The 26803-nt window shown below is 38.7% G+C and carries 28 protein-coding genes; 22 read left to right on the top strand and 6 right to left on the bottom strand.

The genetic code is table 11. The annotated features are described in order from the left end of the window. Nucleotides 1–559: 559 nt before the first annotated feature. The 14 genes from CIL05_RS05975 to CIL05_RS06040 all read left to right on the top strand — a co-directional run bounded on the left by CIL05_RS05975 (nt 560) and on the right by CIL05_RS06040 (nt 13430). Complete coding sequence (locus tag CIL05_RS05975) at nt 560–862, top strand: urease subunit gamma (RefSeq protein ID WP_095654611.1); 303 nt, start codon at nt 560–562, stop codon at nt 860–862. Between the two features lie 116 nt (nt 863–978). Further along, a complete protein-coding gene (locus tag CIL05_RS05980; protein ID WP_095654612.1) occupies nt 979–1299 on the top strand; it encodes an urease subunit beta in 321 nt (106 codons plus the stop codon). Then, nucleotides 1296–3014, top strand: a complete 1719-nt coding sequence (ureC, locus tag CIL05_RS05985; protein WP_095654613.1) for an urease subunit alpha — start codon at nt 1296–1298, stop codon at nt 3012–3014. Before CIL05_RS05980 ends, ureC begins: the two co-directional genes overlap by 4 nt. Nucleotides 3015–3024: 10 nt before the next feature. After that, nucleotides 3025–3480 (top strand): urease accessory protein UreE, encoded by a 456-nt coding sequence (ureE, locus tag CIL05_RS05990; RefSeq protein WP_095654614.1) that lies wholly within the window; start codon nt 3025–3027, stop codon nt 3478–3480. Next, complete coding sequence (locus tag CIL05_RS05995; RefSeq protein WP_095654615.1) at nt 3473–4159, top strand: urease accessory protein UreF; 687 nt, start codon at nt 3473–3475, stop codon at nt 4157–4159. Before ureE ends, CIL05_RS05995 begins: the two co-directional genes overlap by 8 nt. Nucleotides 4160–4796: 637 nt before the next feature. Continuing rightward, a complete protein-coding gene (ureG, locus tag CIL05_RS06000) occupies nt 4797–5417 on the top strand; it encodes an urease accessory protein UreG (protein WP_095654616.1) in 621 nt (206 codons plus the stop codon). Continuing rightward, nucleotides 5410–6234, top strand: a complete 825-nt coding sequence (locus tag CIL05_RS06005; RefSeq protein ID WP_095654617.1) for an urease accessory protein UreD — start codon at nt 5410–5412, stop codon at nt 6232–6234. The genes ureG and CIL05_RS06005 overlap by 8 nt, the downstream gene beginning before the upstream one ends. Before the next feature lie 91 nt (nt 6235–6325). After that, nucleotides 6326–7930: an ABC transporter substrate-binding protein gene (locus tag CIL05_RS06010; RefSeq protein WP_095654618.1), complete on the top strand. Its 1605-nt coding sequence runs from the start codon at nt 6326–6328 to the stop codon at nt 7928–7930. A 15-nt stretch (nt 7931–7945) separates the two neighbouring features. Continuing rightward, on the top strand, nt 7946–8938 hold the full coding sequence (locus CIL05_RS06015; protein WP_095654619.1) for an ABC transporter permease: 993 nt from the start codon (nt 7946–7948) through the stop codon (nt 8936–8938). Next, on the top strand, nt 8935–9783 hold the full coding sequence (locus CIL05_RS06020; protein WP_095654620.1) for an ABC transporter permease: 849 nt from the start codon (nt 8935–8937) through the stop codon (nt 9781–9783). Before CIL05_RS06015 ends, CIL05_RS06020 begins: the two co-directional genes overlap by 4 nt. 26 nt (nt 9784–9809) lie before the next feature. Next, nucleotides 9810–10796, top strand: a complete 987-nt coding sequence (locus CIL05_RS06025; protein ID WP_240510128.1) for an ABC transporter ATP-binding protein — start codon at nt 9810–9812, stop codon at nt 10794–10796. Further along, nucleotides 10789–11403: an ABC transporter ATP-binding protein gene (locus CIL05_RS06030; RefSeq protein WP_095654622.1), complete on the top strand. Its 615-nt coding sequence runs from the start codon at nt 10789–10791 to the stop codon at nt 11401–11403. Before CIL05_RS06025 ends, CIL05_RS06030 begins: the two co-directional genes overlap by 8 nt. 166 nt (nt 11404–11569) lie before the next feature. Then, nucleotides 11570–12007, top strand: coding sequence for a DUF5342 family protein (locus CIL05_RS06035; protein WP_439144826.1), 438 nt, complete (start codon nt 11570–11572; stop codon nt 12005–12007). A 190-nt stretch (nt 12008–12197) separates the two neighbouring features. Beyond that, a complete protein-coding gene (locus tag CIL05_RS06040) occupies nt 12198–13430 on the top strand; it encodes a PQQ-dependent sugar dehydrogenase (RefSeq protein WP_240510134.1) in 1233 nt (410 codons plus the stop codon). Between the two features lie 177 nt (nt 13431–13607). On the opposite strand, the gene CIL05_RS06045 is transcribed toward CIL05_RS06040, so the two are convergent. The 5 genes from CIL05_RS06045 to CIL05_RS06065 all read right to left on the bottom strand — a co-directional run bounded on the left by CIL05_RS06045 (nt 13608) and on the right by CIL05_RS06065 (nt 16794). Beyond that, a complete protein-coding gene (locus CIL05_RS06045; RefSeq protein ID WP_095654624.1) occupies nt 13608–14087 on the bottom strand; it encodes an SRPBCC family protein in 480 nt (159 codons plus the stop codon). 305 nt (nt 14088–14392) lie between these two features. After that, a complete protein-coding gene (locus tag CIL05_RS06050) occupies nt 14393–14572 on the bottom strand; it encodes a hypothetical protein (protein ID WP_095654625.1) in 180 nt (59 codons plus the stop codon). A gap of 76 nt (nt 14573–14648) precedes the next feature. Then, nucleotides 14649–15602 (bottom strand): ABC transporter permease, encoded by a 954-nt coding sequence (locus CIL05_RS06055; protein ID WP_095654626.1) that lies wholly within the window; start codon nt 15600–15602, stop codon nt 14649–14651. Then, on the bottom strand, nt 15595–16521 hold the full coding sequence (locus CIL05_RS06060) for an ABC transporter ATP-binding protein (RefSeq protein WP_095654627.1): 927 nt from the start codon (nt 16519–16521) through the stop codon (nt 15595–15597). The genes CIL05_RS06055 and CIL05_RS06060 overlap by 8 nt, the downstream gene beginning before the upstream one ends. 117 nt (nt 16522–16638) lie before the next feature. After that, nucleotides 16639–16794 carry a YfhE family protein gene (locus CIL05_RS06065; protein WP_095654628.1) on the bottom strand — a complete coding sequence of 52 codons (156 nt, stop codon included), beginning with the start codon at nt 16792–16794 and terminating at the stop codon, nt 16639–16641. A 290-nt stretch (nt 16795–17084) separates the two neighbouring features. On the opposite strand from CIL05_RS06065, the gene CIL05_RS06070 reads away from it, so the two are divergent. The 4 genes from CIL05_RS06070 (at nt 17085) to CIL05_RS06085 (ending at nt 21614) form a co-directional block, all read left to right on the top strand. After that, nucleotides 17085–18236 (top strand): thiolase family protein, encoded by a 1152-nt coding sequence (locus CIL05_RS06070; RefSeq protein WP_095654629.1) that lies wholly within the window; start codon nt 17085–17087, stop codon nt 18234–18236. 11 nt (nt 18237–18247) lie between these two features. After that, the gene (locus CIL05_RS06075; protein WP_095654630.1) at nt 18248–19018 is read left to right on the top strand and encodes an SDR family NAD(P)-dependent oxidoreductase; all 771 of its coding nucleotides are present in this window, start codon (nt 18248–18250) and stop codon (nt 19016–19018) included. 12 nt (nt 19019–19030) lie between these two features. After that, complete coding sequence (locus CIL05_RS06080; RefSeq protein WP_095654631.1) at nt 19031–20179, top strand: acyl-CoA dehydrogenase family protein; 1149 nt, start codon at nt 19031–19033, stop codon at nt 20177–20179. 277 nt (nt 20180–20456) lie between these two features. Continuing rightward, entirely contained in the window at nt 20457–21614 is a 1158-nt protein-coding gene (locus CIL05_RS06085) for a CapA family protein (RefSeq protein ID WP_095654632.1), read from the top strand. 322 nt (nt 21615–21936) lie between these two features. Here the strand turns inward: CIL05_RS06085 and CIL05_RS06090 are convergent, their stop codons facing one another. Continuing rightward, the gene (locus tag CIL05_RS06090) at nt 21937–22551 is read right to left on the bottom strand and encodes a YdhK family protein (protein ID WP_095654633.1); all 615 of its coding nucleotides are present in this window, start codon (nt 22549–22551) and stop codon (nt 21937–21939) included. A 478-nt stretch (nt 22552–23029) separates the two neighbouring features. On the opposite strand from CIL05_RS06090, the gene CIL05_RS06095 reads away from it, so the two are divergent. The 4 genes from CIL05_RS06095 (at nt 23030) to CIL05_RS06110 (ending at nt 26583) form a co-directional block, all read left to right on the top strand. After that, nucleotides 23030–23677: a YdeJ family lipoprotein gene (locus CIL05_RS06095; protein WP_095654634.1), complete on the top strand. Its 648-nt coding sequence runs from the start codon at nt 23030–23032 to the stop codon at nt 23675–23677. Between the two features lie 472 nt (nt 23678–24149). Next, nucleotides 24150–25088 (top strand): hypothetical protein, encoded by a 939-nt coding sequence (locus CIL05_RS21960; protein WP_133065291.1) that lies wholly within the window; start codon nt 24150–24152, stop codon nt 25086–25088. Further along, nucleotides 25064–25744, top strand: coding sequence for a zinc ribbon domain-containing protein (locus CIL05_RS06105; protein WP_095654635.1), 681 nt, complete (start codon nt 25064–25066; stop codon nt 25742–25744). The genes CIL05_RS21960 and CIL05_RS06105 overlap by 25 nt, the downstream gene beginning before the upstream one ends. Before the next feature lie 206 nt (nt 25745–25950). Next, nucleotides 25951–26583, top strand: coding sequence for a LysE family translocator (locus CIL05_RS06110; protein ID WP_095654636.1), 633 nt, complete (start codon nt 25951–25953; stop codon nt 26581–26583). The last annotated feature ends 220 nt before the right edge of the window (nt 26584–26803 follow it).

Here is a 26803-nt window from a genome sequence, read left to right on the forward strand (position 1 = left end):
AACTATTAAAGCGTGTCCATATTTATTAGGATACCTTGATAGTTAACCTAACCTCTTTTCGCATCGGTTAATCTACCAAATGCAAAAGAGAACTCCCTCTTACACCAGTCGTTCAGGAGAACCACCGTCTTTATCAGCAGAGCCTATGCTGTAAATGGATGACACATTGATTAAATTTTATGTAGAGAATAACCATAGAAAAGTGAAACATGTTTTTACACTGATAGGAGTATAACTTTTTTGGAAATCAGTATAAGTGCAACTAAGGCTTTCGCCATTAAAGCTTGGCGATAAGCCAAGTTTTCTAAAAGAAAAATATTTTGTGATTTGTTTCACAATTGGAAGTAAAGTAGTTGATGAAAAACAGTCACATGATGATCAAAGGCTATACATGCCAGCATCTTGGTTACACGACTAGCACGATACGAAATTTTAAACTCATCAAAGTATTTTAAAAATTCGTTATTATTTTTTATAATGGGTGTAACAACGTTTCCAAAACTTAATAATTGGGAATGCTCTTTATATACTTAAATTCTTATTTGAGGAGGTTATTAACATGCAATTATTGCCGCGGGAAATGGACAAGCTTCTTATTGTGGTTGCTGCAGATCTTGCAAAACGAAGAAGGCAAAGAGGCTTAAAATTAAATCACCCTGAAGCAATGGCACTTATAACATACGAGGTTATTGAAGGTGCAAGGGATGGGAAAACTGTTGCTGAATTAATGGAGTATGGGGCAAAAGTATTATCTCGAAGCGATGTAATGGAAGGGATTCCGGAAATGATTGATGATATTCAAGTGGAAGCTACTTTTCCAGACGGAACCAAATTAGTGACAGTGCATAATCCGATACGCTGATCCAAATCAATGAAAAGCGCACTCGGTGGTGGCGCTTGATCCGGGCGTGGTCAACTTGGCTAACAAGTTATCCAAGTCCCGAAAATTTCCTAGACAATAAGAAAGAGGTGATTCTGGTGATCCCAGGAGAATTTATTTTAAAGGAAGAAGAGATCGTTTGTAATAAGAACATGCCCATAACAAAGCTTAAGGCCATTAATATTGGTGACAGGCCAATACAGATTGGTTCCCATTATCATTTTTATGAAGTGAACAACGCATTGGAATTTAATAGGGACGAGGGTTATGGTAAACGGCTGAATGTTCCGGCGGGAGCGGCAGTGCGTTTTGAACCAGGTGATGAAAAAGAAGTGGAATTAATTGATTATGTCAGAGGAGAAGTCTATGGTTTTCATAATAAGGTAGATGGACCATTGAAAGGTCGGGATGAAAAATGAGTTTTAAGATGTCAAGAGACCAATATGCTCAAATGTATGGCCCTACAACTGGTGATTCTGTCCGTTTGGCAGATACCGATTTATTTATTCAGGTTGAAAAAGATCATGCAACGTATGGAGAAGAAGTTGTATTTGGTGGTGGAAAGGTCATTCGTGATGGAATGGGGCAACACCCATTAATCACACGCGAAGAAGATGAACGTGTTCCGGATACGGTTATTACAAATGCTCTTGTCCTTGATTATACTGGTATTTACAAAGCAGATATCGCCATTCGTGATGGTAATATTTCAGGGATCGGCAAGGCAGGTAATCCATTAGTTCAAGGTGACGTTGATATTATTATTGGTTCTGCAACAGAAGTTATTTCCGGGGAAGGTAAGATTCTAACTGCAGGCGCTATCGATACCCATGTTCATTTTATTAATCCTGATCAGGCTGAAGTTGCACTTACCAATGGAACGACAACATTAATTGGGGGAGGTGCTGGTCCCGGTGCTGGATCACGTGCGACAACGGCAACACCTGGTCCATGGCATATCGGACGGATGCTGGGTGCCCTGGAAGACTTTCCGGTTAATGTGGGCTTAACAGGAAAAGGTCATGCTGCTTCAGAAAAGCCTTTAGTTGAGCAAATTTTGGCTGGTGCAATCGGACTAAAAGTTCATGAAGACTGGGGAGCAACACCTTCTGTCATCGATTACGCATTACGTGTTGCTGATAAGTATGACGTGCAGGTTGCGCTTCATGCCGATACATTGAACGAAAGTGGTTTTTTTGAGGATACTATGAATGCCATCAATGGTCGTGCTATCCATATGTATCATACTGAAGGAGCGGGTGGCGGACATGCCCCGGATTTAATTAAATCTGCCGGGATGAATAATGTATTGCCAGCATCAACAAACCCAACGCTTCCATATACAGTTAACACGATTGATGAACATCTTGATATGGTCATGGTTGCACACAATTTAAATCCATCTGTTCCTGAAGATATTGCGTTTGCTGATTCGCGTATTCGCTCTGAAACAGTAGCGGCAGAGGATGTGTTACAAGATAAAGGTGTGTTTAGCATAATGAGCTCAGATGCACAAGCGATGGGAAGAATCGGGGAAGTTGTACTTAGAACTTGGCAAACGGCCGATAAAATGAAAAAGCAACTTGGCACAATGGAGGGTGACAGTAAGCATTCGGATAATAATCGTGCTAAGCGCTACATTGCTAAATATACGATTAACCCTGCCATAGCACATGGGATATCCGATTATGTTGGTTCGGTTGAAATTGGCAAAATGGCTGACTTGGTTCTTTGGGATCCGAAGTTCTTTGGAGCAAAACCCGATATGATTATTAAAAATGGGATGGCAGTCAGTGCCTTAATGGGAGATCCAAATGCAACAATCCCGACACCGCAACCGATGATTTATCGTCCAATGTTCGGGGCGATTGGCAAGGGATTGACGAACAGTTCGATCACATTCGTATCACAAGCAGCCTATGACGATAACATCAAGGAAAAATTGGGTCTTGAGAAGATTGTTCTGCCGGTACACGGTATTCGCCAACTAACCAAAAAAGATATGAAACTTAATGCTGAAACACCAGATATTGATGTTGATCCACAAACGTATGAAGTGAAAATTAATGGTGAACTCATCACCAGTGAACCGGTTGATACAGTACCACTAGGTCAACGTTATTTCTTATTTTGAGGTGAAAGCTATGATTATTGAGGAAATTTTAAAAAATATAAATGATATTAGTCCAGATGAACGAAATAAACGGCATATAGAAAAGGTATATTTGGAGAGTGCAGATTTAATGAAACGCATTCAGCGGGTAGAAACAGATCACGGCAGGGAATTAGGAATACGTCTTAAAAATCCCCGTGATTTAGAAGCTGGCGATGTATTGTATATGGATGATCAGAATATCATTGCTGTTGAAGTTATGAGTGATGATTTGTTAATTATTCAACCGCGTAATATGTTTGAGATGGGAACAATTGCTCATCAATTGGGCAATCGTCACCTTCCTGCCCAATTTGAGGGGGATGAAATGCTTGTGCAATATGATTATCTCGTGGAAGAATTGTTAGTGGATCTAGATATCCCTTTTGTACGTGAGGAGAGAAAAGTTAAACAACCTTTCCGTCATATAGGACATAGTCATGGATAACAATGTGTTGTCGTTATTCCAACTGTGTGATTCTAACTTTCCGAACGGTGCATTCAGCCATTCGTTCGGTTTGGAAAGCTATATTCAGGCAGATCGTGTGCATAACCCGGAAACATTTGCCGACTGGCTGGAAATTTATTTGATGGAGCAATTGGTATATGTTGACGGACTTGCAGCGAGAATTGTTTATGATGCATTAAATGATCAAAATCTTGATGAAATCTGGAAAATGGATCGTTTATTGACCGTACAAAATACTGCACGGGAAACACGGGAAGGAACGCAGCAAATGGGAAAGCATATGCTGAAGATTGCGGATTCAATTTTTGATTCTCCACTACTGTCACTGTATAAGAATCGCATCTATCAAAAAGAAGCATTTGGACATTCGGCCATTGTGTTTACAATGACCGGACATTATCTCAACATCCCAAAACAAACAACTATTTTATATTATTTATATTCATCGATCGTTAGCCTTGTCCAAAATGCTGTACGAGCTATTCCAATAGGTCAAACTGCCGGGCAAAAAATCATTTATTCTTTTCAAGCAAAACTGGAAGCCGCAATTAACAAAATTGAACAATTAGACGAAATAGATTTCGGGGCAATTTCACCCGGAATTGAGCTATCACAGATGCAACATGAGCGGGTTAATGTCAGAATCTTTATGTCCTAGTAATATATCCTGGATCTTTTCCATAGATTGGGACTGCGCACTGCTCGTCCCACGAAGTGATTTGTTGTTATCAGCCACAGTACTAGATGTAAAAGACGACACATGCGGTCGGTTGTTTTCCGCTACGGACCGTTGCTTTCCGCGGGCACGGCTTCAGCCTCCTCGAGAAAACCACTCTGCGGGGTCTTCAGACACGTGCTGTTCCCGCTGGAGTCAACGGTCCTCCGCTCCAAACAACTGCAATGTAAGCGGATATCAAATGTTCTTCCATCAAGAAGTAAATCACTTCTTGAAGTTGAAAGCACCGTCCTAGCGTAGGAAATATACGTAGACTCCTGCGGGAAAGCGAAGACGATGAGACCCCACAGGAAGCGTTCTTTGCGACCGAGGAGGCTCATCGCGAGCCCGCGGAAAGCGAAGTATACTTCGGAGCGAATCCACGCACTCAACCAGTATTTGCAAGAGAGAGTAAATCACGCAAGAGAACTGTCATTACGTCGTCTTTTATAGAAATTGCGAAGGTTTAAAAGCAACAGTATTTTGGTGGGGCGAACGAAGTGCAGTCCTAAAGTTTACGAAAAGAGCCTAAATCTTTAAACATATGTCTCTAAAATAACCTATAAGGAAGTGAATTACCATGGAATCAATCAAAATAGGAATCGGTGGTCCTGTAGGAGCAGGTAAAACAGAGTTGGTGGAGAAAATAACTCGAGCGCTGAATGATGAAATCAGTATGGCAGTTATCACGAATGATATTTATACAAAAGAAGATGCGAAAATATTAAATGAAAATGGAGTTTTGTCAGAAAACAGAATTATTGGAGTGGAAACAGGAGGATGTCCACACACAGCAATTCGTGAAGATGTGTCGATGAATGCCGAGGCGGTTGAGGAATTAGAAGAAAGACATCCAGATGTAGAGCTTATTTTTATTGAAAGCGGTGGCGACAATCTATCGGCAACATTCAGTCCGGAACTGGTCGATTTCTCATTTTATATTATTGATGTTGCTCAGGGAGAAAAAATTCCACGAAAAGGTGGACAAGGGATGATCAAATCAGATTTATTTATTATCAATAAAATTGATTTGGCTCCATATGTTGGCGCAGACCTTGAAGTGATGGAATCTGATACAAAAGTATTTCGCGGAAATAAACCATATGTGTTTACCAATCTAAAAGATAATACTGGTCTCGATGAAGTGATCGATTGGATAAAACGTAATGCGTTGTTAAGAGGCTTGGAAAAGAATGCCTGATTGGACAGGAATTCTTGAACTTGATGCAGAGGAGCGTCAAGGAAAAACAGTGACTAAAAACCTGTACTTTCAAGGTGCCTTTAAAATCATGCGCCCTGTTTACCATCAAAATTCCAACCAGCCCTGTTACTATATTTTAAATCCGGGCGGCGGGTATTTAGATGGCGACACATACAGAATGAGCGTGACATTAGGTGAAAAGGCGAAAGCAACCGTGACGACGCAATCTTCAACAAAAATTTATAAAACTCCTAATACACAAGCCTATCAGGAAACAGAGCTATTCCTGAAAAAGGGCAGTTATCTGGAATATTTGCCTGATCCGCTTATTGCCTACAAAGATGCTCGTTATCTCCAAAGGAATATCGTTCATATGGAGAAAGGAGCGGCACTGCTTTATACTGATATATTGACACCAGGATGGTCACCAGAAGGAGAGCACTTTAGCTATGACTCCCTTCGTCTGATTAATGAAATTTATCTGGATGAAGAGCTGGTTGCTTTTGATCATATTAAATTAAATCCAAATGAGCAAGATATGGATAGGGTCGGTATGATGGAAGGCTATACACATCTAGGCTCATTTATGGTAGTATCTGAGAAGGTAGATTCCCAGTTGCTTGATCTCTTATATGAACGGATACAAAAAGAAGCGGGAGATTTTAAGGCAGGATTGTCCGAGCTTGCTACACCTGGATTTACGATTCGCGTATTGGCTAACTCAACACAGGTAATTGAACGAATATTTAAGGAGTGCCATCATATAATAAGTCTGGAATGGTTTCAAAAAGAACCGAGTTTTCTAAGAAAATATTAAATTTTAGAGCCCGGCAAACTCAGGTGGATTGTCGGGCACTATTTTATTGGAAAAGAAAACTATAAAGTTTACAGGTTGTGAGGGATTATGGATGAAACAATGGAATAAGCTGATGATTTTAGGTGTGGTTATTGTTTTATTAAGTATATTAAGTGCTTGTTCAGAACAAGACAAGGAACCACCAACAGCAACAGATACAAAGACAGATGAGTTGGTTTTAGCTATAGGCGGGGAGCCTGACGAAGGATTTGACCCGACAACAGGATGGGGACAGTATGGATCGCCCTTGTTTCAAAGTACACTGCTAAAATATGATGAGAATTTTAATGTGCAGAATGATTTAGCCAAGGATTATTCTGTAAGCGATGACGGCCTGGAATGGACGATTAAGCTTCGTGACGATGTGAAGTTTTCAGATGGTGAAGATCTAACTGCCGATGATGTTGTTTTTACATATAAAACAGCGAAAAAGAGTGGATCCATCATTGATTTGAGCAATATGGATCGTATAGAGATGCTTGATTCGCATTCGGTGAAGATCACCTTGAAAAAACCCCAATCCACGTTTATCTATCTGCTTACTACTATAGGTATTGTACCAGAGCACGCATACGATGATTCCTATAATGAGAATCCAATCGGCTCAGGCCCATTTCAATTGGTACAATGGAGTAAAGGTCAGCAGCTGATCGTGGAAGCGAATCCTTATTATTATGGCAAAAAGCCTTACTTTAAAAAGTTAACCTTCTTATTTTTATCAGAGGATGCTGCGTTTGCTGCCGCTAAGTCAGGTGAAGCTGATGTTGTATCCGTACCACCAACCTTTGCTAATGAAGATGTAGCTGGAATGCATTTGGTTGAACTGGAAAGTGTAGATAATAGAGGTATCATGTTTCCATATGTACCTGCAGGCGAAGAAACGAAGGACGGTTATCCTATAGGTAATGATGTAACATCTGATACAGCTATAAGAAAAGCCATCAATATCGCAGTGGATCGAGAGGCTCTTGTGGATGGTGTACTGGAGGGTTATGGTACTCCAGCATATACAGTAGCAGATAACTTGCCCTGGTGGAATCCGGAAACAGTAATAAAAGATAACAACACGGAAAAAGCAAAACAGATGCTGGAAGAGGCGGGATGGACTGAAAATGAATCAGGCGTTAGAGAGAAGGACGGATTAAAAGCAACATTTACTTTACTCTATCCGGCAGGGGATCAAATTCGTCAATCATTATCGATTGCATTCGCAGATATGATTAAGCATTTAGGAATAAATGTAGAAACGAAAGGGGCAAGCTGGAATGAATTAGAAAAATTAAAGCATAGCAACCCCGTGATGATGGGTTGGGGAAGTCACAATCCACTCGAAATATATAATTTATTCAGCAGTAAAACAAGAGGACAGGGATTCTATAATTCTAATTATTATTCCAATCCCGTTGTAGATAAATATATGAGTAAAGCAATGCATGCAACATCACAGGAAGAAGCAAATACGTACTGGAAAAAAGCCCAATGGGATGGAAAAACAGGATTTTCAGCCAAAGGAGACGCCTCGTGGGTATGGCTTGTAAATCTAACCCATTTATATTTCGTGCGTAATGATTTGGCGATCGGTGACCAAAAAATTCAGCCACATGGACATGGTTGGCCAGTGACGGATTTTATTGAGAAGTGGCATTGGAAGGAATAGAAAGAAGGGTAGAAATTGCGTTTTAAGCGAATTAGTTTATATGTCGTAAAAAAAATTGTAAAACTAGTATCCTTACTTCTTACAATCTGCATTCTATCCTTTTTGCTCGTAAGCTACTCTCCGATTGATCCAGTTCAAACCTATGTGGGAGCTGACATGATGAGGGTTAGCCCTGAGCAACAGGAAAATATTGCCACGTACTGGGGATTGGATGAATCGAGGACAGAACAGTTTCTCAGCTGGGGAAAGGCTGTCCTGGAAGGCAATCTTGGAACATCGTTAATTTATCGTGATTCCGTTGCTGATGTAATTGCCGAGCGATTCCTTGCATCCCTTGTCTTAATGGGGTTTGCCTGGGTATTGTCCGGTATCTTTGGTTTCCTATTGGGAATAGTTGCTGGAATGCGTGAAGGAACAATAGTTGATCGAATCATTAAAGGTTATTGTTTTTTACTGGCATCTACACCGGCTTTTTGGCTAGGACTGTTATTATTAATGTTATTTTCAGTATCACTTGGCTGGTTTCCAGTTGGACTTGCATCACCAGCAGGCATACTTGCTGAGGACGTAACATTTATAGAAAGAGTGAGACATTTATTTCTGCCTGCATTAACACTAAGTATTGTAGGTGTAGCTAATGTAGCATTACACACAAGACAAAAATTAATTGAAGTTCTTCAGAGTGAGTTTGCCCGGTTTGCCAAGGCCAAAGGGGAAAATGGCTTTTCCTTATTATGGAGGCATGGGTTGCGTAACATTTCACTCCCAGCAATTTCATTACATTTTGCATCATTTGGGGAGCTATTTGGAGGAGCGGTATTAGCTGAACAGGTATTTTCCTATCCAGGTCTTGGTCAGGCTGTCGTACAGGCAGGTCTTGGAGGGGATGTACCATTGTTGTTAGGAATTGTTTTATTTAGCACCTTGTTTGTTTTTGCTGGTAATCTGCTTGCAGATCTATTGTATAAGCTAATCGATCCAAGGATGAGAAAGGGAGAAGTCCAATGATCGAGAGAACAGTTAAACAGAGCAACAGCTGTAATTTAAGACAGCGGACGCTTGTAACTATAATTATTGCATTCATACTGCTTATAGGAATAATACTAAGTGGTGCATTGATTGGACCGGAAAAACTAGGGGTGAATTTACAGCTTAGGAATATCCCGCCATCATTTGCGCATCTGTTTGGAACCGATTGGCTGGGAAGGGACATGCTCGCCCGTACGTTTAAGGGTCTTGCTTTAAGCTTTGGTGTTGGATTGACAGCCGCATGTATTAGTACAATTATTGCGCTCGTCTTGAGTCTGCTATCTTCAGTGAATAAAGCAATGGATGCTGTGATTACATGGTTGATTGACCTTTTTCTCAGCATGCCGCATATCGTCATTTTGATTTTGATTTCATTTGCAGCAGGTGGTGGATTTAAAGGTGTAGTTATCGGACTTGCTTTAACACACTGGCCCAGTCTGACACGTTTGCTCCGGGCAGAGGTTTTACAGTTGAAAAACATGAATTATGTGGCGGTTTCTAAAAGCTTGGGGAAATCCCGTTTATGGATTGCCAGACATCACATACTCCCACATCTTATTCCTCAGCTGATCGTTGGCTTTGTTTTATTATTTCCACATGCTATTTTGCATGAAGCAGCAATTACTTTCTTAGGGTTTGGTTTATCTGCTGAAGCGCCGGCAATTGGAATTATATTATCAGAATCGATGCGCTATTTAGCAACTGGAATGTGGTGGCTGGCATTTTTCCCTGGTCTGTCATTGTTAGCTATGGTAGGTATTTTTGACTTGTTGGGTCGCAATATTCGCAGATTAATCGATCCTTTTCATAGCCAGAAATTATAAAGAGGTAGTTCATGAAGGAGAATTAGATGATGGATATAAATCAGGTTGAAAAATCGGATCACACATTGCCAAATTCACTAATAAAAGATAAAACTCCGCTGTTTGAAGTGAATCATCTCTCTCTTACATTTCGACAATATAAAAAAGGATTGCGTGAATCAAGCACACAGGTGATCCGTGACTTTAGCTTAAAAATTCATCAGGGAGAGATTGTTGCTGTAGTGGGTGCTAGTGGTTCTGGAAAAAGTCTGCTGGCAGATGCTATTTTAGGAATATTACCGGAAAATGCCGATGTAAAAGGAGATCTAAAATTTGCAGGTGAAGAACTGACAATGGAGAAACAAATGCTTCTGCGTGGAAAAGACATTTCGCTAATCCCACAGTCAACGAATGCACTTGATCCGTTGATGAAAGCTGGAAAACAGGTTCAATCTGTTATAAAAAGAAAGAACAAAAAGTCGATTCAGGAAAGAATATTTCATAAAGTTGGCTTATCAAAAAAAGCGGGAGAGATGTATCCATTTGAGTTATCAGGAGGAATGGCGAGAAGAGTGCTGGTTTCTACTGCAATGGTAAGTGAGGCAAAACTTGTAATTGCCGATGAACCAACACCTGGGCTAGATGAGCATGCCCGTAATGAAACGATTCATTATATCAAACAGCTTGCAGATGGCGGAAAGAGTATCATGTTTATTACCCATGATATTACAGCTGCCCTGGAAGTTGCTGATAAAGTCGCTGTTTTCTATGCAGGAGAAACAGTTGAAATTGCCAATATAGATGATTTTACTGGAAAGGGCGAAAACCTGCGCCATCCATATACAAGAGCACTGTGGAATGCATTGCCTCAAAATGACTTTATCCCATTGAAAGGTTCACAGCCCTTGCCAGGTGAGACTATTAATGGATGTGCTTTTGAGAGTCGGTGTCCAATTGCTGTAGAATATTGTGCCCAAAAACCACCACAGAATAAATCAGTTTCGGGTGGAATAGTAAGGTGTTTTCATGCTTGAAGTAAATGGAGTCAGTTATAGATATCAAAATAATCCATGGTTATTCAAGCAATTAAATTTGGTCATTCATCCAGGAGAAGTAGTTGGTCTGTACGGCAAAAGCGGTACTGGCAAAACGACTTTGGCAACTATACTTGCTGGGTTAAAAAAACAGGCGCAGGGAGATATTAAAGTCGATGGCAATTTATATCCTATCAAAGGCTTCCAACCTGTTCAGTTAGTCTGGCAGCTTCCGGAAAAGGTTGTTAATCCAAAATGGCGGATGGAAAAGGTTCTTGCTGAAGGTGGAGATTTGGATCCTGAACTTTTAACTGCTTTAGGAATTAATGAGGAATGGTTAAACCGCTACCCGGGCGAGCTTTCAGGTGGAGAGCTGCAGCGGTTTTGTCTTGCACGTGCACTTGGACCAGAAACCAGGTATTTGATTGCTGATGAAATGACTACAATGCTTGATGCTATTACGCAGGCTCAAATTTGGCATACAGTTTTACAGCTTGTTAAACAACGTAATATTGGAATACTGGCAATCAGCCATGACCCACATTTGCTCAAGCGTGTTTGTGACCGTATCATAAATTTTGATGAGCTGGTTGGAAATGTATACTAGTGAATTATCCCATCCTCTGACAGCCAGTTAAGGTTTATCGTGTTTTCACTTGAAAAAACGAAAACTTTCGCTGATAATAGATTTCCATTATTCTACAAAGTGGAGAATAATAAGACAGGAATTCGGGAAAGAAGTAAGTAACTATTAAATCAGCGAGGTGATTATATTGGTTGATAATTTTGAAGTGAAAAAGGTTTATAAAAAACGTACGTATGAGCGTAATCGGTTCAGTTTTTCGTTAGAAGGAAAGGAATACAAAGGGAATTACCATGAAGATGAAATTCAATGGCTTAACCCACATCCGAAGCAGGATCTTGATAGCAGTCAATTAGACTGGATTGAATCTGAGGTTCGCCGCTTGTTGGGTGAACATGACGTGATTGAGGATTTAGATGAAATTGAAGTCACACCAGTTCTCAAGGATCAATCATATGATGCCCATCAATTTAAATTAAATATAGATGGTGAAGTATTTAAAGGTATCGTTCGAGACGGAAAATTAGAGTGGTTTCACCCAAAACCGAGGAGAAAGCTGAAGGATGAAAAAGTTGAAAAGGTTGAAAAAAAAGTTCATGAGAAAATGAAAGAACACTTGAATGAATAGTATAAAGCAAAAGTCCTGGTAGCACTATTAGTGCGAACAGGACTTTTTTATTTACGACTGGAAGTGGATTCCTTCCCTTGCTTTCTTAAAATGAAAACTAGATTTCAATATATTTGGAATGGTGATTTGCTCGGTTTTATCTGTGTAAACAAACGCTGTAAAAGCTTCACAGTTGTACTCACTGTTGAAAATGGGTACACTGAACCCAACAAATCAGAGTGAGGTGTTTTCCATTCGATATGTATTGCTGACCGGTATGTTGTTACTAATTGTTTTTGCCACTGCATGTTCGAACACAACTGATCAGGAAACAGAACAGGATAATGGAGATGAAAATACAGAAGAAGGTAAATCTGAAAAAGATGAAAACAGGACGGCTGACGATTCGGGAAATGAAAAGGGTGCTAACAATGAATCTGAAGAAACCAGCAAAACGAAGGAACCCGATGTGATGAATGAGCGGAAAGTTATTGCGAAAAAACTGGAACAGCCCTGGGAGATTGCTTTTGTTGATGATACGTTCTATATCAGTGAACGAACTGGTTCAATCGTAACAATCCAGAATGAAGAGCTTATACGAAAACCGGTTGAATTTAATCAGAATCTTTCCAGTCAGCCGGAAGCGGGTTTACTAGGAATAGCCATACCTGACGACTTTAAAGAAACAAATACTGCCTTCGCTTACTATTCCTATCAGGAAGATGAGCAGTTTTTTCAGCGGGTGGTTACGATTGAAGAAGCAGACGATAGCTGGATAGAAACATCCATTCTGCTAGATGAAATTCCAGGAGGTCAATACCATCAGGGTGGACGAATTGAAATTGGACCGGATGGAAAATTGTATATTACAACAGGTGATGCCGTTATGCCTGAATTAGCTCAGGATTTGGATAGTTTAGCAGGGAAAATTTTGCGTATGAATTTGGATGGAACAATGCCTGATGATAATCCATTTAATGATTCATATGTTTATTCCTATGGACATCGAAATCCACAAGGGCTCGCTTGGGGACCAGAGAATGAGTTTTATGCAACGGAACACGGCTCAAATGCGTATGATGAAGTTAATCATATTAAGCCTGGGAACAACTACGGCTGGCCGGTTATTCGAGGGGACGAAACTGCAGAGAATATGAAGATACCTGTTGTCCATTCAGGTGAAGATACCTGGGCTCCTTCCGGGATGACCTATTATCGTGGTAACTTTTATTTCGCTTCATTAAGAGGAGAGGGTCTAAGGAAATTTGATCCCATGAATGAAACTGTTGAATTGATTGTTTCAGACGTAGGGCGCGTCCGTGACGTTTATGCAGCTGAGGCGGGACTTTATCTAATTACAAATAACACAGATGGGCGTGGGGAACCAGCTGTGGATGATGATAAACTCATTTTCATACCAATTCCAAAGAACCAGCTGCATTAACTTAGATTATAACTATGCTGTAGGGAGTTTAGTATGTCCAATATGCTTTACCATTTTACAATTAATGGACCGATCTCCACTACTATTTTGCTGTGTCTGTATCTATAAAAATGACTACAAATTAATGTGCAATTTTGTAGTCATTTTCTGATTGTGGCAGATTACTAAATCTTTTAACTATAGCCCAGCTTCTTTTATTTCCTCCTGATATTTTAAATACCATCTGTTCCAGAGGGATCTCCTGTTACGGATGGTGGTTCCGTCAAGCAAGGCTTGAATCACCTCAAGACAAACATGCCATCCTGCCAGATCCTTTGGCGTATGGTCGGTTACTTCATGAAGATATTCCTTGAACACAAGCTTACAGCCGAAAGAGTTCGCTTCCAGTTCGAAGCGTACGGAATTTTTATCCCATGTGAAAGCAAATATGCTTTTTGGTTCAACCTCATGTATCTCCATTCTTTCATAATTTCCATCCTGCATATCAAAAAGAATTTCACTGCCTTTTTTTAATTCTTGAATTTCGAGTTCAGAAAACCATTGTTGCAGTTTATTATTGTCTGTTAAATAGGGCCATACTTCATCAATTGTATAATAAAACTGCCTTGTAAATACCGCAACAGCAACTTCACCGGATTTGTCTATTTTGGCTAGCATTTAATCTCCTCCAAATAAATGTCATCTATTCATAGAATAAATGACATTTATTTTCTTTACAAGATTAGCCCACTATAGGAGAGGGAATAGTAAAAAAATGTAAGCGATCGTAATTACTTGTATATGTATTTTAAAAAAGAATTGAAACTGAATATTGGTTTTGCCAGAAGAATTAAGTTATTATTAACAGAAAAAATGCACCTCATTTCAAGGTGCATTTTGTATTGCAGTTTAACTTACAAATAATGTATATAAACTGCAGGTGGTTAACGGAATCCGTTGCAATTTCCGGAATTCCTTTTAGATTATGACTTCTTACTTTTCTTCTCATTGGGAATGTATTTTGTAAAATATGCAGCAAATATTAAACAAATCAGCGCCAGCCCCCAGGATACAATCCCATTCCATTCGAAATTAATACGTAAGCCAACAAATATGATGACTCCACTTAGCGCAATAAAGAATGCTGTTAAATATCGCTTCAAGGTAAACACTCCAAAAATTCAAGGTGGTATATAATACTATATACTATTATAGTATATGTGTTTTTGCATTTCTATATTATTGACCTGCCACATCTCTCTTGGCAAAAAACACCCATGATAGGAGCATGAATATCACATAATAAATCAGTAGCATTGTTATGGAAAAGCCTAATGTCATATCCTCTATCCATGGCGTATTACCATTAACATATTGGCTTAAATCCGTATTTGCAAATAGGATATATTTTGCCCACGTGCGCTCTGCAAAAAATCCAACAATTTGATTACCTGCCATCATTAGGAAAATAGCAGTTCCGATGGCAAGTGCACTGTTTCGGAAAATGGTTGAAATCATGAATGCGAATGTTGTCATCATGACTAAATTAACCAGTTTGAAGCCATATCCTGAAACAATCTCATTGATAACAGATATATATTCAAGACCACTGCTCTTCTCCATTACAATATGAGGATCCATGCCATTTATTCCGAAGAAAATAGCTCCGATGATCCAGGAAAAGAGTAAGACAAATAGCAATGTAAATAAGGAGAACAATAGAACCGATGTATACTTTGCGAGCAGCATTTTTGTACGGGAAATGGGACGTATAAGCAATAGCTTGATGGTTCCCCATCTGAATTCATTGGCTACAATTCCGGCTGCAACAATGATTGTAAGTAAGCTGACCAATGATAGTAATAATTGATTTTCCATAACAAACTGCCATGCATCATAGCTTGATGGTTGAATGTCATTCTCAAGGTAGTAATTATTTTGAGCAATCATACCCGTATTCATGCCTTCCATGAATTCTTCCGCTTCCATTTCCTTCGTTAATTCTTGATTTTCCTCCTGTAATACTTCTCTCCAATTATCTTGTTCATACTTATCACCAGTTTCCTCAAAGGAATTTGTCAGAAAGCCTAAACCGATAATTATTCCCGCTAAAATAATATACATAATCCATGTTGACTTTCGTATGTATGTTTTTATTAATTCATTATAAATAAGCTTGAAAAAATTACTCAATCGTATTCTCCCCAATCAAATCAAAGAATTTATCCTCAAGTGTTGCTTTGGTTACCCCTACTTGATAAATTGCAATTTCGTGTTTTGCGAGTGTTTGAATCATTTTAGGAATACTTTCCTTTTCAGCTTGAAAGGCTAGGTTTCCATCCTCGAGAACAGCATCTATTCCGTGATGTTCCTTTAAAAGTTCGATTGCCTTATCGGCAGGAATTACTTCCATTTGCACCTGATTTTGATTTGTCTTTTCTGTTTCAACAGGTCCTTTTACATCTTGAATGGCAACAAGCTCCCCATTTTTAATAATACCAATACGATCACACATGAGCTCAATTTCTGATAACAGATGACTGGAAATAATAACAGCAACATTTTCCTCTTCCGCAAGCTTTCTGATATATTTTCGGATTTCCCGGATTCCAGCTGGATCCAGTCCATTTGTTGGTTCATCCAAAATAAGTACGGAAGGACTATGCAGTAAGGCTTGGGCAATTCCGAGGCGCTGCCGCATTCCTAATGAATATTTCCCCGCTTTTTCTTTGATCGGCTTCTCAAGACCGACAAGACGAATTACCTCATTTATTCGTTCTTTCGTTATTCCAGGAATCATTCTGGAATAATGCATTAAATTTTGCCAGCCTGTCATAAATGGATACATTTCAGGATTTTCAACAATTGCGCCAACTTCTCTTATCGCTTTTTTAAAGTCAGTTTTAATGCTGTTACCTAAAATACGTACATCACCATCTGTGAGCTGCATTAAGCCAACCATCATTCTTATTGTGGTTGTTTTTCCAGCACCATTTGGGCCAATAAATCCAAATACTTCCCCCTTATTAATCGTAAATGATAGTCCTTTAATAATTTCTTTCTTGCCAATAGTCTTTTTAACATCAACCAATTCCATGGCAACTTCTGACATATGTACTACCTCCAATTTGCAATCTGTTAATACTTACGGATATTGAAATAAAAAGTTTCATAAATATAAAAATCGCCTTACTTATTGAATAAGCAAGGCGATTTTTCAGAATATATTCTATTGTAAATTCGAATTCTCACTATTAGCTTCATTCACGTGTGGTTTGCGATAACCTCCGGCTATATCAGCGTGTTTAAACTCTTTTGAGTAATGTACTTCCTGTGCATCGGAAAGCTGTATATTTTTTGTTGGCTGGTATTGTTTATTGCTCATTATTTAAAAAACCCTTTCTTTAAAAAATTGTCGTTCTATATAGTATCTTCCCGAAAATTATAAAGTAAAACTTCTTAAGGATGCTTTAAGTAGTTTATCATTAAAGGTATACTTGAAGTAACTTAAAATTTTAGAAAACTTGGTTGTCACCATGTCTTTGGGTGACAGCATTAGTTCAACGAAAAATACTTTTCGTCTGCGATGTAAATGCTTCGAAGTATTACTTATGCACTTATGCAGTAAGAAAGTATTTTTACTTTCCTAACTGGCAAAAAAAGGGGGCAAGGATAATGAGAGAAGTTGTAATTATTGAAGGGTGTCGCACTGCGGTGGGTCGTCGCAAAGGGATGTATGCAAACTACCGTCCGGATGAATTGGCTGCGGTTATCTTAGATGAATTAGTGAAGCGGGCAAACGTAGATAAAAGTATGGTGGAAGACGTGATTTTAGGCTGTGTTACACAGGTGAATGAGCAGGGTGGAAATATTGCCAGAACAGCATCATTAATAGCAGGTTTTCCTACCCATGTTCCAGGAGTAACGATTGATCGTCAATGTGGATCGAGTCAGCAGGCAGTTCATTTTGGAGCCCAGGCAATTGCGTCAGGTGATATGGATATTGTTATTGCAGGTGGTGTGGAAAGTATGACACGCACGCCGATGTTTTCCAATATGGGAGATGTTAAACCGAGCAAGCAATTAACAGCTAAATACGACATTGTAAATCAGGGAATATCTGCTGAGAAGATTGCTGAAAAATGGGAGCTTTCCAGAGAGCAATTAGACGAATTTGCTTTACAAAGCCATGAAAGCGCTTTAAGGGCTATAAGTCAGGGGAACTTTGAAAAAGAGATTGTTCCTGTAGATGTAACCAGCGAGGATGGAGAAACCAATAGAGTCTCAGTAGATGAAGGGCCAAGGGGAAATTCAACACTGGAAACATTAGCAGGATTAAAAACTGTATTTAAAGAGGACGGAAGAATAACAGCAGGTAATGCCAGCCAAATGAGTGATGGGGCAAGTGCCGTATTATTAATGTCACGGGAAAAAGCAGATAAACTAGGCTTGAAACCAACAGCGAAAATTATCGCCAGAACTGTAGTAGGTTCAGACCCTACCTTGATGCTGACAGGCCCGATTGCTGCAACTCAAAAAGTTCTAAAAAAAGCAAACCTGTCCATTGATGAAATAGATCGATATGAGGTAAACGAAGCATTTGCATCAGTTCCGCTTGCATGGTTAAAAGATATCGGAGCTGATCCGGATAAATTGAATGTAAATGGTGGCGCAATCGCTTTAGGCCATCCTTTAGGAGCAACGGGGACAAAATTACTCGTTTCCTTAGTCAATGAGTTAGAGCGGATTGATGGAAGATATGGGTTGCTTGCAATTTGTGAAGGAATGGGAATGGCGAATGCAACGATTATAGAAAGAATAAAGTAGGGGGTATATAAGTGGAGCTGAATGAAGTAAAAGCGATTGTAACCGGTGGTGCATCGGGATTAGGTGAAGCAACCATTCGAAATATTGTTTCAGCAGGTGGAAAAGCAGCAATTTTTGATTTGAATCAAGAGCGGGCTAAAAAGTTAATAGCAGAACTGGGATCAGATAATGTCTTTTTCCTTGCAACAGATGTTACTAGTGCTGATCAGGTAGAAGCAAATACAAGAGAAGTTTTTGAAACACTTGGTTCCATTAATACACTAATAAACTGTGCAGGAGTAGCTACACCCGGAAAGATTTTAAGCCGAAGGGGAACTATGGAGCTTTCAGCTTTTGAAAAAGTTATTCAAATAAACTTAATTGGAACATTTAATGTAATAAGGGTTATGGCATCCTTTATGGAGAAAAATAATCCCAATAATGAAACGGAACGGGGAGTCATCATTAACACTGCTTCTGTTGCAGCTTTTGAAGGGCAAATCGGTCAGGCCGCATATAGTGCATCTAAGGGTGGGGTTGCCAGTATGACCCTTCCACTTGCCAGAGAATTTGCTCCGAAAGGGATCCGGGTGATGGCGATTGCTCCGGGACTATTTGAAACGCCAATGTTTGATGAACTTCCGGAAGCAGCAAAAGAAACTTTGGGAGGCTCAGTTCCATTTCCAAATCGTCTAGGTTTGCCATCAGAGTATGCAAAATTAGTGGAGGGCATTCTGACAAACCCGATGTTAAATGGAGAGGTAATTCGTTTGGACGGAGCGATTCGAATGCAAACGAAATAAGGGGTGTTTTACATGAGGAAATATCGTTTCGAAACAGAAGAACATGAGTTATTCCGCAAGTCACTGAAAAAGTTTTTACAAAAAGAAGTGGAACCATTTTATGATCAATGGGAAAAAGACCGAATGATACCAAAAGCATTATGGGTAAAATTAGGTGAAATGGGGTTTCTATGTCCACATGTCAAGGAAGCTTATGGTGGATTGGGACTTAATTTCAGCTATTCAGTCATTATTCTGGAAGAGCTTGAGCGAATAGGTACCAGTCTGACAGGGGTAGGTCTTCATTCTGATATCGTTGTACCATATATAGAGTCTTATGGAACAGCCGAACAGAAGCAGCAATGGCTGCCTGGCTGTATTTCGGGAGAGCATATAACAGCAGTCGCAATGACCGAACCTGGCACTGGTTCTGATTTGGCTAATATTAAAACTACCGCCATTCGCGATGGTGACGACTATATTGTAAATGGTCAAAAAACATTTATCACAAACGGTATTCAGGCTGATCTCCTATTAGTTGTTGTAAAAACAGATCCGAATGCTGAACCAAAACATAAAGGAATAAGTTTGCTGATGATCGAGGATGGAATGCCGGGTTTCTCCCGTGGACGCAAGCTGGATAAAGTCGGGATGCATGCACAGGATACAGCTGAATTGTATTTTGAGGATTGCCGTGTTCCTGCAACCAATGTAATTGGGGAAGCAGGCAAGGGATTTCGTTATTTGATGGAAAAACTGCAGCAGGAACGATTGGTTGTAGCTATTGCAGGCCAAACAGCATCAGAGGATATGCTGGAAATGACATTGGACTATGTAAAGTCACGAACAGCTTTTGGTAAGTCGATTGGATCCTTTCAAAATACCCAATTTAAGCTGGCTGAAATAGCGACACAAGTTGAACTTGGCCATTCTTTTATAGAGTCGCTGATTGAAGATCATATTGCTGGAGAAGATATCGTAACAAAAGTATCCATGGCAAAATACTGGCTCACAGATACTGCAAGACAAGTAGCTTCTGATTGCATGCAGCTGCACGGCGGCTATGGATATATGGAAGATTATAAGATCGCCAGAAGATACAGAGATGTTCCTGTAGCAACTATTTACGCCGGAACAAATGAAGTGATGAAAATGATTATTGCAAAAAATATGGGGTTATAGCAGGGGGATTGAGGATTACCAAATAACTGATGTCGCATCTGAGACTGAATAAATAGAGGATGCTACTGAATAAATCATAGTCGCAACCGCACCTTTTTGGGATTTCCATTATTATGTTGTTGATCATATAGAGTGGGAGTCTTGATTTGAATCACCATCATTTAATATCTATTTATGATAAATTTGTAGACTGCTGCGGAAAAGATTCCTAATTTCAGCGAAAATATGACATTATTTGTGGTATGATAATGGGAAAATAAGTGAGGAGCAGCTACCTATGAAACGAGGAAGTATAGTTGGCCTTTTCGTAGTCTTATTCATCTTATTGGCAGGATGTACGGATAATAATGATGAGGTTTTATATAGTAATAAACATGAATCAAAAGAAACAATGGTTCAACAAAAAGCTCCAAAAAAAATAATACAGGAAATAACATTATCTGCAATCGGTGATCTGTTAATTCACAGTCCTGTCTTCCAGGATGCGAAAGTAGAAGAAGGATACGACTTCACACCAATGCTGGAAAAAGTGAAACCTTATTTAAGTAATTCCACGGTTACAATAGCCAATCAGGAAACAATGATTGGTGGAGTTCAGTTAGGTTTGTCCTCCTATCCCTCTTTCAATAGTCCTTATGAAGTAGGAGATGCACTGAAGGATGCGGGTGTTGATGTTGTTTCACTTGCAAATAATCATACATTGGATCGTGGAGAAGCGGCAATCCAAAGTGCCATCAAGCATTGGGAAACGATCGATATGATGTACACAGGTGCATATAAAAATCAAAAAGACAGTGAAAATCTTAGAGTTTATGAGACAGATGCAGGTATTTCGATTGCCTTTTTATCCTATACCTATGGGACAAACGGCATCACAGTTCCTGCGGGGAAGGATTATTTAGTTAATTTGATAGATAAAGAACGTATTGCCAGTGAAGTTGCCATAGCAAAAGAACAGGCGGATGTGGTGGCATTAAGTTTACATTTTGGTAATGAGTATGAGCGCATGCCAAATGAAACACAGAAGGAACTTGTTCAGTTTGCAGCAGATCAAGGTGTACATATTGTAATCGGACACCATCCCCATGTACTACAGCCCTTGGAATGGGTAACAGGAAAAGATGGAAATAAAACATTTGTTGCCTATTCGTTAGGTAATTTCCTATCCAATCAACAGGATTTATATAAACGGATTGGAGGAATCTTAACATTTTCTATTAAGAAAACTTCGCAGGGCAGTGAAAATAAGATAGAGATACATTCACCGGAGTTTATTCCGACATTTGTTACGTTTCGTCAAGACTGGGCAGATTATGAAGTCGTACCAATGTATCAGCTGACAAATGAAGATCTATCAGGAGCAGCCAATCATTATAAAGAAATAAAGGCACATATGTCACAATGGATGCCGGAGCTTGAGTTTGTTGAGGAGTAGGATTTTCTATAGTGTTATTTTAAAGGAATGAGAATACCTTTTAATAAGGTTGGTTTTTAAAACCATTATGTGTAAAAGGGTTGGACACTCATAAGGATCCAACCTTTTTTACATACCTCCAAATTCTTCTACAATCCATAAAGTGGTTTCCTGCCTTATGCTAAAAGTAATATAATTCCGTAAAACGGGCCAGTTTGTCGAATATTTAGCAATTGAGGACAGCACCCTAAAGCTGTATAATTTATCAATGAAAGTAAAAAAAGAGCTTATCCATACTTAATAAGCTCTTTTAACCTAGTGGTATTCAATTCTCTCATCATAATTATTCAGCAGGTTCAAGTTCACTTTCAACAACCCATTTATGGTCAACAACTTTTTCTCCACCTGTAGTTGGAGTGAAGTCCACCATATATACGGTAGTATCTTCTGCTGAATCAATTGTTGCAGTTGCGCCATTCATCCCTTTCATATGATCTGTATTCAGGGTAACTTCAGTACCTGGTTCTAAAGGGGTATCTCCCGGATCTTCAACAAGAAGTTCCTCGTGTATAACCCATTTGTGATCTTCCACTGGTTCACCGCCTGTTGTCGGGGTATATGAAACAGTATAGGCAGTAGTGTCATATGCTCCTGTAATGGTAGCTTCAGCGTCGCTCATACCTTCCATATTCATATGTTTGACGTTAATAATAGCAGTACTTTCGGCTTCATATTTTGGATTCTCTGCCTCTTGCACACTGGCAGGAACTTCCCCAGAACTGGACATATGCTCAGACATATTACCTTGTGATTCGGAGGATGATTCCTCACTTGTATTTTGCTGACTTGCATTATTTCCTTTTGTATCGGTTTCCTCTTTACCACCGCCACATGCAGCTAATGTAAATGCGGAAACGATTAATAAAACCGCAATTATTATTATTTTTTTACCTTTCATGTTAATCCTCCTTAAAAATTTTAGAGACATAAGTAGTGCACCAACTGCTAGACTTAATATAATCCTTATCGGAACAATAGCCTGGCAGCTAACAGTATAGCAACAGTATTATATCCGGTTTTGTTCATCTATTAATTTATACCCCATATAGGTATGTATTAAACTGTTGTACTTTGGTAGTTTTTATTTTTTATAAATTTTTATTGCACATAAATAATAGCCCCAACGCAATCGTTAGAGCTTTGTATATTGAGTTTTATAAGTTTAAATCAAATATATAACAATAATGTAAAAGCCTTGCTTTTTATTTGTATCCTACAAATTATTTATTCCTTTAAAGGGCTCGAGTTATGGAGCAAAAACCTGCGCCCATATTACACATAAGTACCATTTAATGGAGTAAATTCTTGTGAAACAAGAAAGATTCTATTAAGGTAAACAGTAGTATATTATACAAAGGCGACAGGAGATAGTAACTATGAAGAAAATACTATTATCAATGGCGATTTTATTTACAACAGCATTATTGCTTATGGCGTGTAGCGATGATGCAAACCAAAACGGAAGCAGTGATACAACAGACACTTCAGAGGATGTCCCTGCTTCTCAATCTGAAACAGGTGATGATACGGAAGAAAGTGACCAAACAGATCAAAAAGAAGATGTGTCGGAGTCTGTGTCAGATTCTGAAATCGATGATTCTGACGAAATATTTTCAAAAGAAAAAGAAAGCGAAGAGGGTAAAGCACTATCCAAGTATACCTCTGAAGAAATAGAATATGCCCGAGTCTGGTTACAGCTTGGGGAGAATCAAGATATAAGTGAATTGAATATTGAACGTATTCCAGCCGGTGAGCCACTCAATCCTGACGATAAAACGAGTGCCAACTATCCGGAAGACGTTATTCAATTGGCAGGTTCTCGCTTAGTAGATGGATCTGTGACTTATAGCAGTAATGGAGATGGAACGATTAATGAGTATAATGTTCCTCTGCGTTGGGACGGCAAATACCCCGCCGGTGAAGACTTTTACAAAGAAATCATCGAGGGTACCAAACAAGTATCCATTGCCCCGGGTGATGACGAAAAGGTCGAAGAATTGATTAAAATACTTAATATGGATTAATAAACAATCGGGCGCACTTGTCGAACAAGGCGTCCTTCTGAATCGGTCATGATTGTTAAAGATCCAAGTTATAGAAAAAGGGGAACATATTTGGAATAATGTGTTAATAACAAGGTCATAGTTTTAACTGTACAATCTACTAATTTATTTTAGGAAGCCAAGCGAGAATCCTCCCTATTTCAATGGGGAGATGAATCGCTTTATCTTTCTATTTGTAGGCAAATTAAAAGCTTATTTATTGTTTTAACCAAATTTTCAGATATAATAATTGTATGGAAGATAAAAGGAAAAAACAAACCTCATTCATGCAAGAACTTGTGTTTATAACGTTAATTATTACATAGCTTGGTCAGTAAAATATCGAAAAAAAATATTGAATTTGAGTAGATTTTATCTTGAAACTGTTGGTTCCATTTCAGAAGATGCAATAAAAGGGATATCGAAAAACAAAATAATAGGGGGAGTGAGCATTTTGTCAGAAACAAAATCTGTTTTTTTATACGGGAAACCGACAGCTTCCAAAGCTAATGCATTATTAGCAACTCAAAAAGCGTATACAAACCTTGTAAATACTTTTATTGAAAAAATGGCTATTGACCATGAGTTTTTGCTAGATTTGTTAAATAACAACAACCAATCTCCGAGGATAAGAGAACTTGAAAAGCAAGTAAGAAAAAGCCATCAACTAGGTTCTGCATACGGCCAAAATGCGATTGATATGGTGGTAAAAGAATTGCATAACCACTCAGTTCGAATCCGCAATAAAGTCTATGGATACGTTCAACAACACCTACGGGATATGATAGATTACATTTCTTTTAAATCATTGTTAAATGCCTCGGTCAAGAATTTGGATGAAATCCAAATTGTGAAGAACATTTTGGAAAAAGAGAAACAGAAGAAGAAGCCCTCTCCATCAAAAATTGAAGAATTTGAAAACCTGCTAGGCAAACTGAAGTCATTAACCGAGGAGAAACGGACGTTTTATAAAGAAACAGTATCTACTCTCTTTTTGGAAAACCTAAAGTACTCCAGACTTCCTTTTATTAAGAACGCACCCCTACAACTAGATTCCCGCCTTTCAACAATCGAAGTATCGCATTCAACAAAAGAACATTTCATTGTTTTCGTGAAATTGCTTGGTGAAAAAGACCGTGTTGCATTTCCGGCAAGTACATCCAGAAATAGTCTTCGTCGTATAAATCAATACAAAACCGGCTCATTGACCTTAACCACAAACAAAAATGGGAAAGTTCGCATTGGAGTTCCATTCACAAAGAAAATCAAAAAGAAAGCAATCTCGAAGAAAAACATCCTCTCGATGGATGCCGGTATTACGGATTTAATCAATACCAACACCGGAACGCTTATGGAACATTTCAAGGAATGGGTAAACTTTACGGGGAGTTAGTTGAACCTAAATTATCGAATCGTTCTTCTTTGCGTAATAAAATGCGAGAGTATCAGAAACGATTAAAGCATTCTAATAATTCATTTGAAAAAGAGCAATTACGCACCAAAATATTTAATATCGCCAAATCATTAAATGGCACAAAGAAAAAAGATAAATGTCTTCGCAGGTATGCACACGAAGCTGATTTAAGGGTAAATATGTCAGTTAGCAGCTTTGTTGATGAAGCAACAAGAACGAATGCAACGTGCGTCTATGAAGACTTGGATATGATGGAATTCGATAGAGGGAAGAAGAGCAATAAACGCGACAGTATGTGGGTTCGTGGCCAACTAATTAAAAAAGTGAAGTCTAAGTTGGATTGGCTAGGAATTCCACATATTTCAGTAGACCCTGCTTACACGTCAAAAGCCTGTTCCAAATGTTCGAATGTTGATGATAAAAATAGAGACGGTAAATCATTTGTTTGTACCGTGTGCAAACATAAAGATGATGCCGACCATAATGCAGCTGTAAATATCGAATTAAGAGCATTTGATGATGAAATAAAAGCGATTGTAGATCAATACACATATAATCCAAAAAAACGTCATGAAGCTCTGAAAAAACTTTTGCTTAAACGTCACCGTAGCTATATGAATACGCCTGCAGCATAGCACATTCATATAGCCAAATGAACCTCTTACCTATCATTTGGGGACAATCTTCGAGTCGGGCATCGCCCATTTGTGATGCACTGGCCGAAGGTGTAATCTATAATAATCGGGAATATTGGTCTTGACCGTATTTTTGAGAAGTTAAAAGATGCTCGGTATTTCAATGCCGAGAGGTTCACGAATGAATACTAAAGGAGCGTGTTTGAATGCTCAGTACACTTTTGAGTTATATTGTTTTGGGCGTTTCTTTATCAGCACCTTTTGGGCCACAGAATGTTGAAATGATTAAAAGGGGTTTAAAGAACGGGATTATCCATTCCTTTTTTGTGCCATTCGGAGGAATTACTGCGGATGTACTATTAATGATCCTTGTCTATCTGGGTATTTCAAGATATTTAACAACACCATTAGCTCAAACTATCTTATGGATATTTGGTTTTATCGTTCTACTATACATAGGTATTAAAAGTATTGTTGTAGCAAGTAAGGGATTAGAAATAAATAATAATAATGTTACTAACGATAAATTAAGTAAATCTTACTTCATTGGATTCCTAATTGCTATTTCTAATCCCCTTAATATTATTTTTTGGGTTGGAATTTACGGATCAGTTTTAACCGATGCGATAAATACGATGGGAAAGGACACTGCATTTTTATATAGTAGTTCCATTTTTATTGGTATTATTCTATGGAATCTTTTTCTTATCCTGATAATTTACTTCGGTAGGAATTTTGTCAAACAGGGATTTCTTAAGTGGTTTTCCATTATTGCTGGTGTCGCCTTAATAGGATATGGTTTATATTTTGGATATAAAGCACTGATTATGGTAACTTGATCTTCTTCCAGACTGGAAAAATGGACTTTCACCCGATATTACTCAATCGGGCGCAAATGTGGAGGGAAATTAATAGCTGTAATATTTAAAGCACAGATTCTCTTGCTGTGCTTTTTTGCAAGAGACAAAAACCAATTGTTTCTCAACTTCCTTACAAAAGAAAAAGAGATAGCTGATTACCTTTGAAGATTTTTAAAAATAAAATAAATCCTCGAATTTT

This window comes from Virgibacillus profundi (assembly GCF_002287375.1).
Classification (GTDB): domain Bacteria; phylum Bacillota; class Bacilli; order Bacillales; family Amphibacillaceae; genus Virgibacillus_K; species Virgibacillus_K profundi.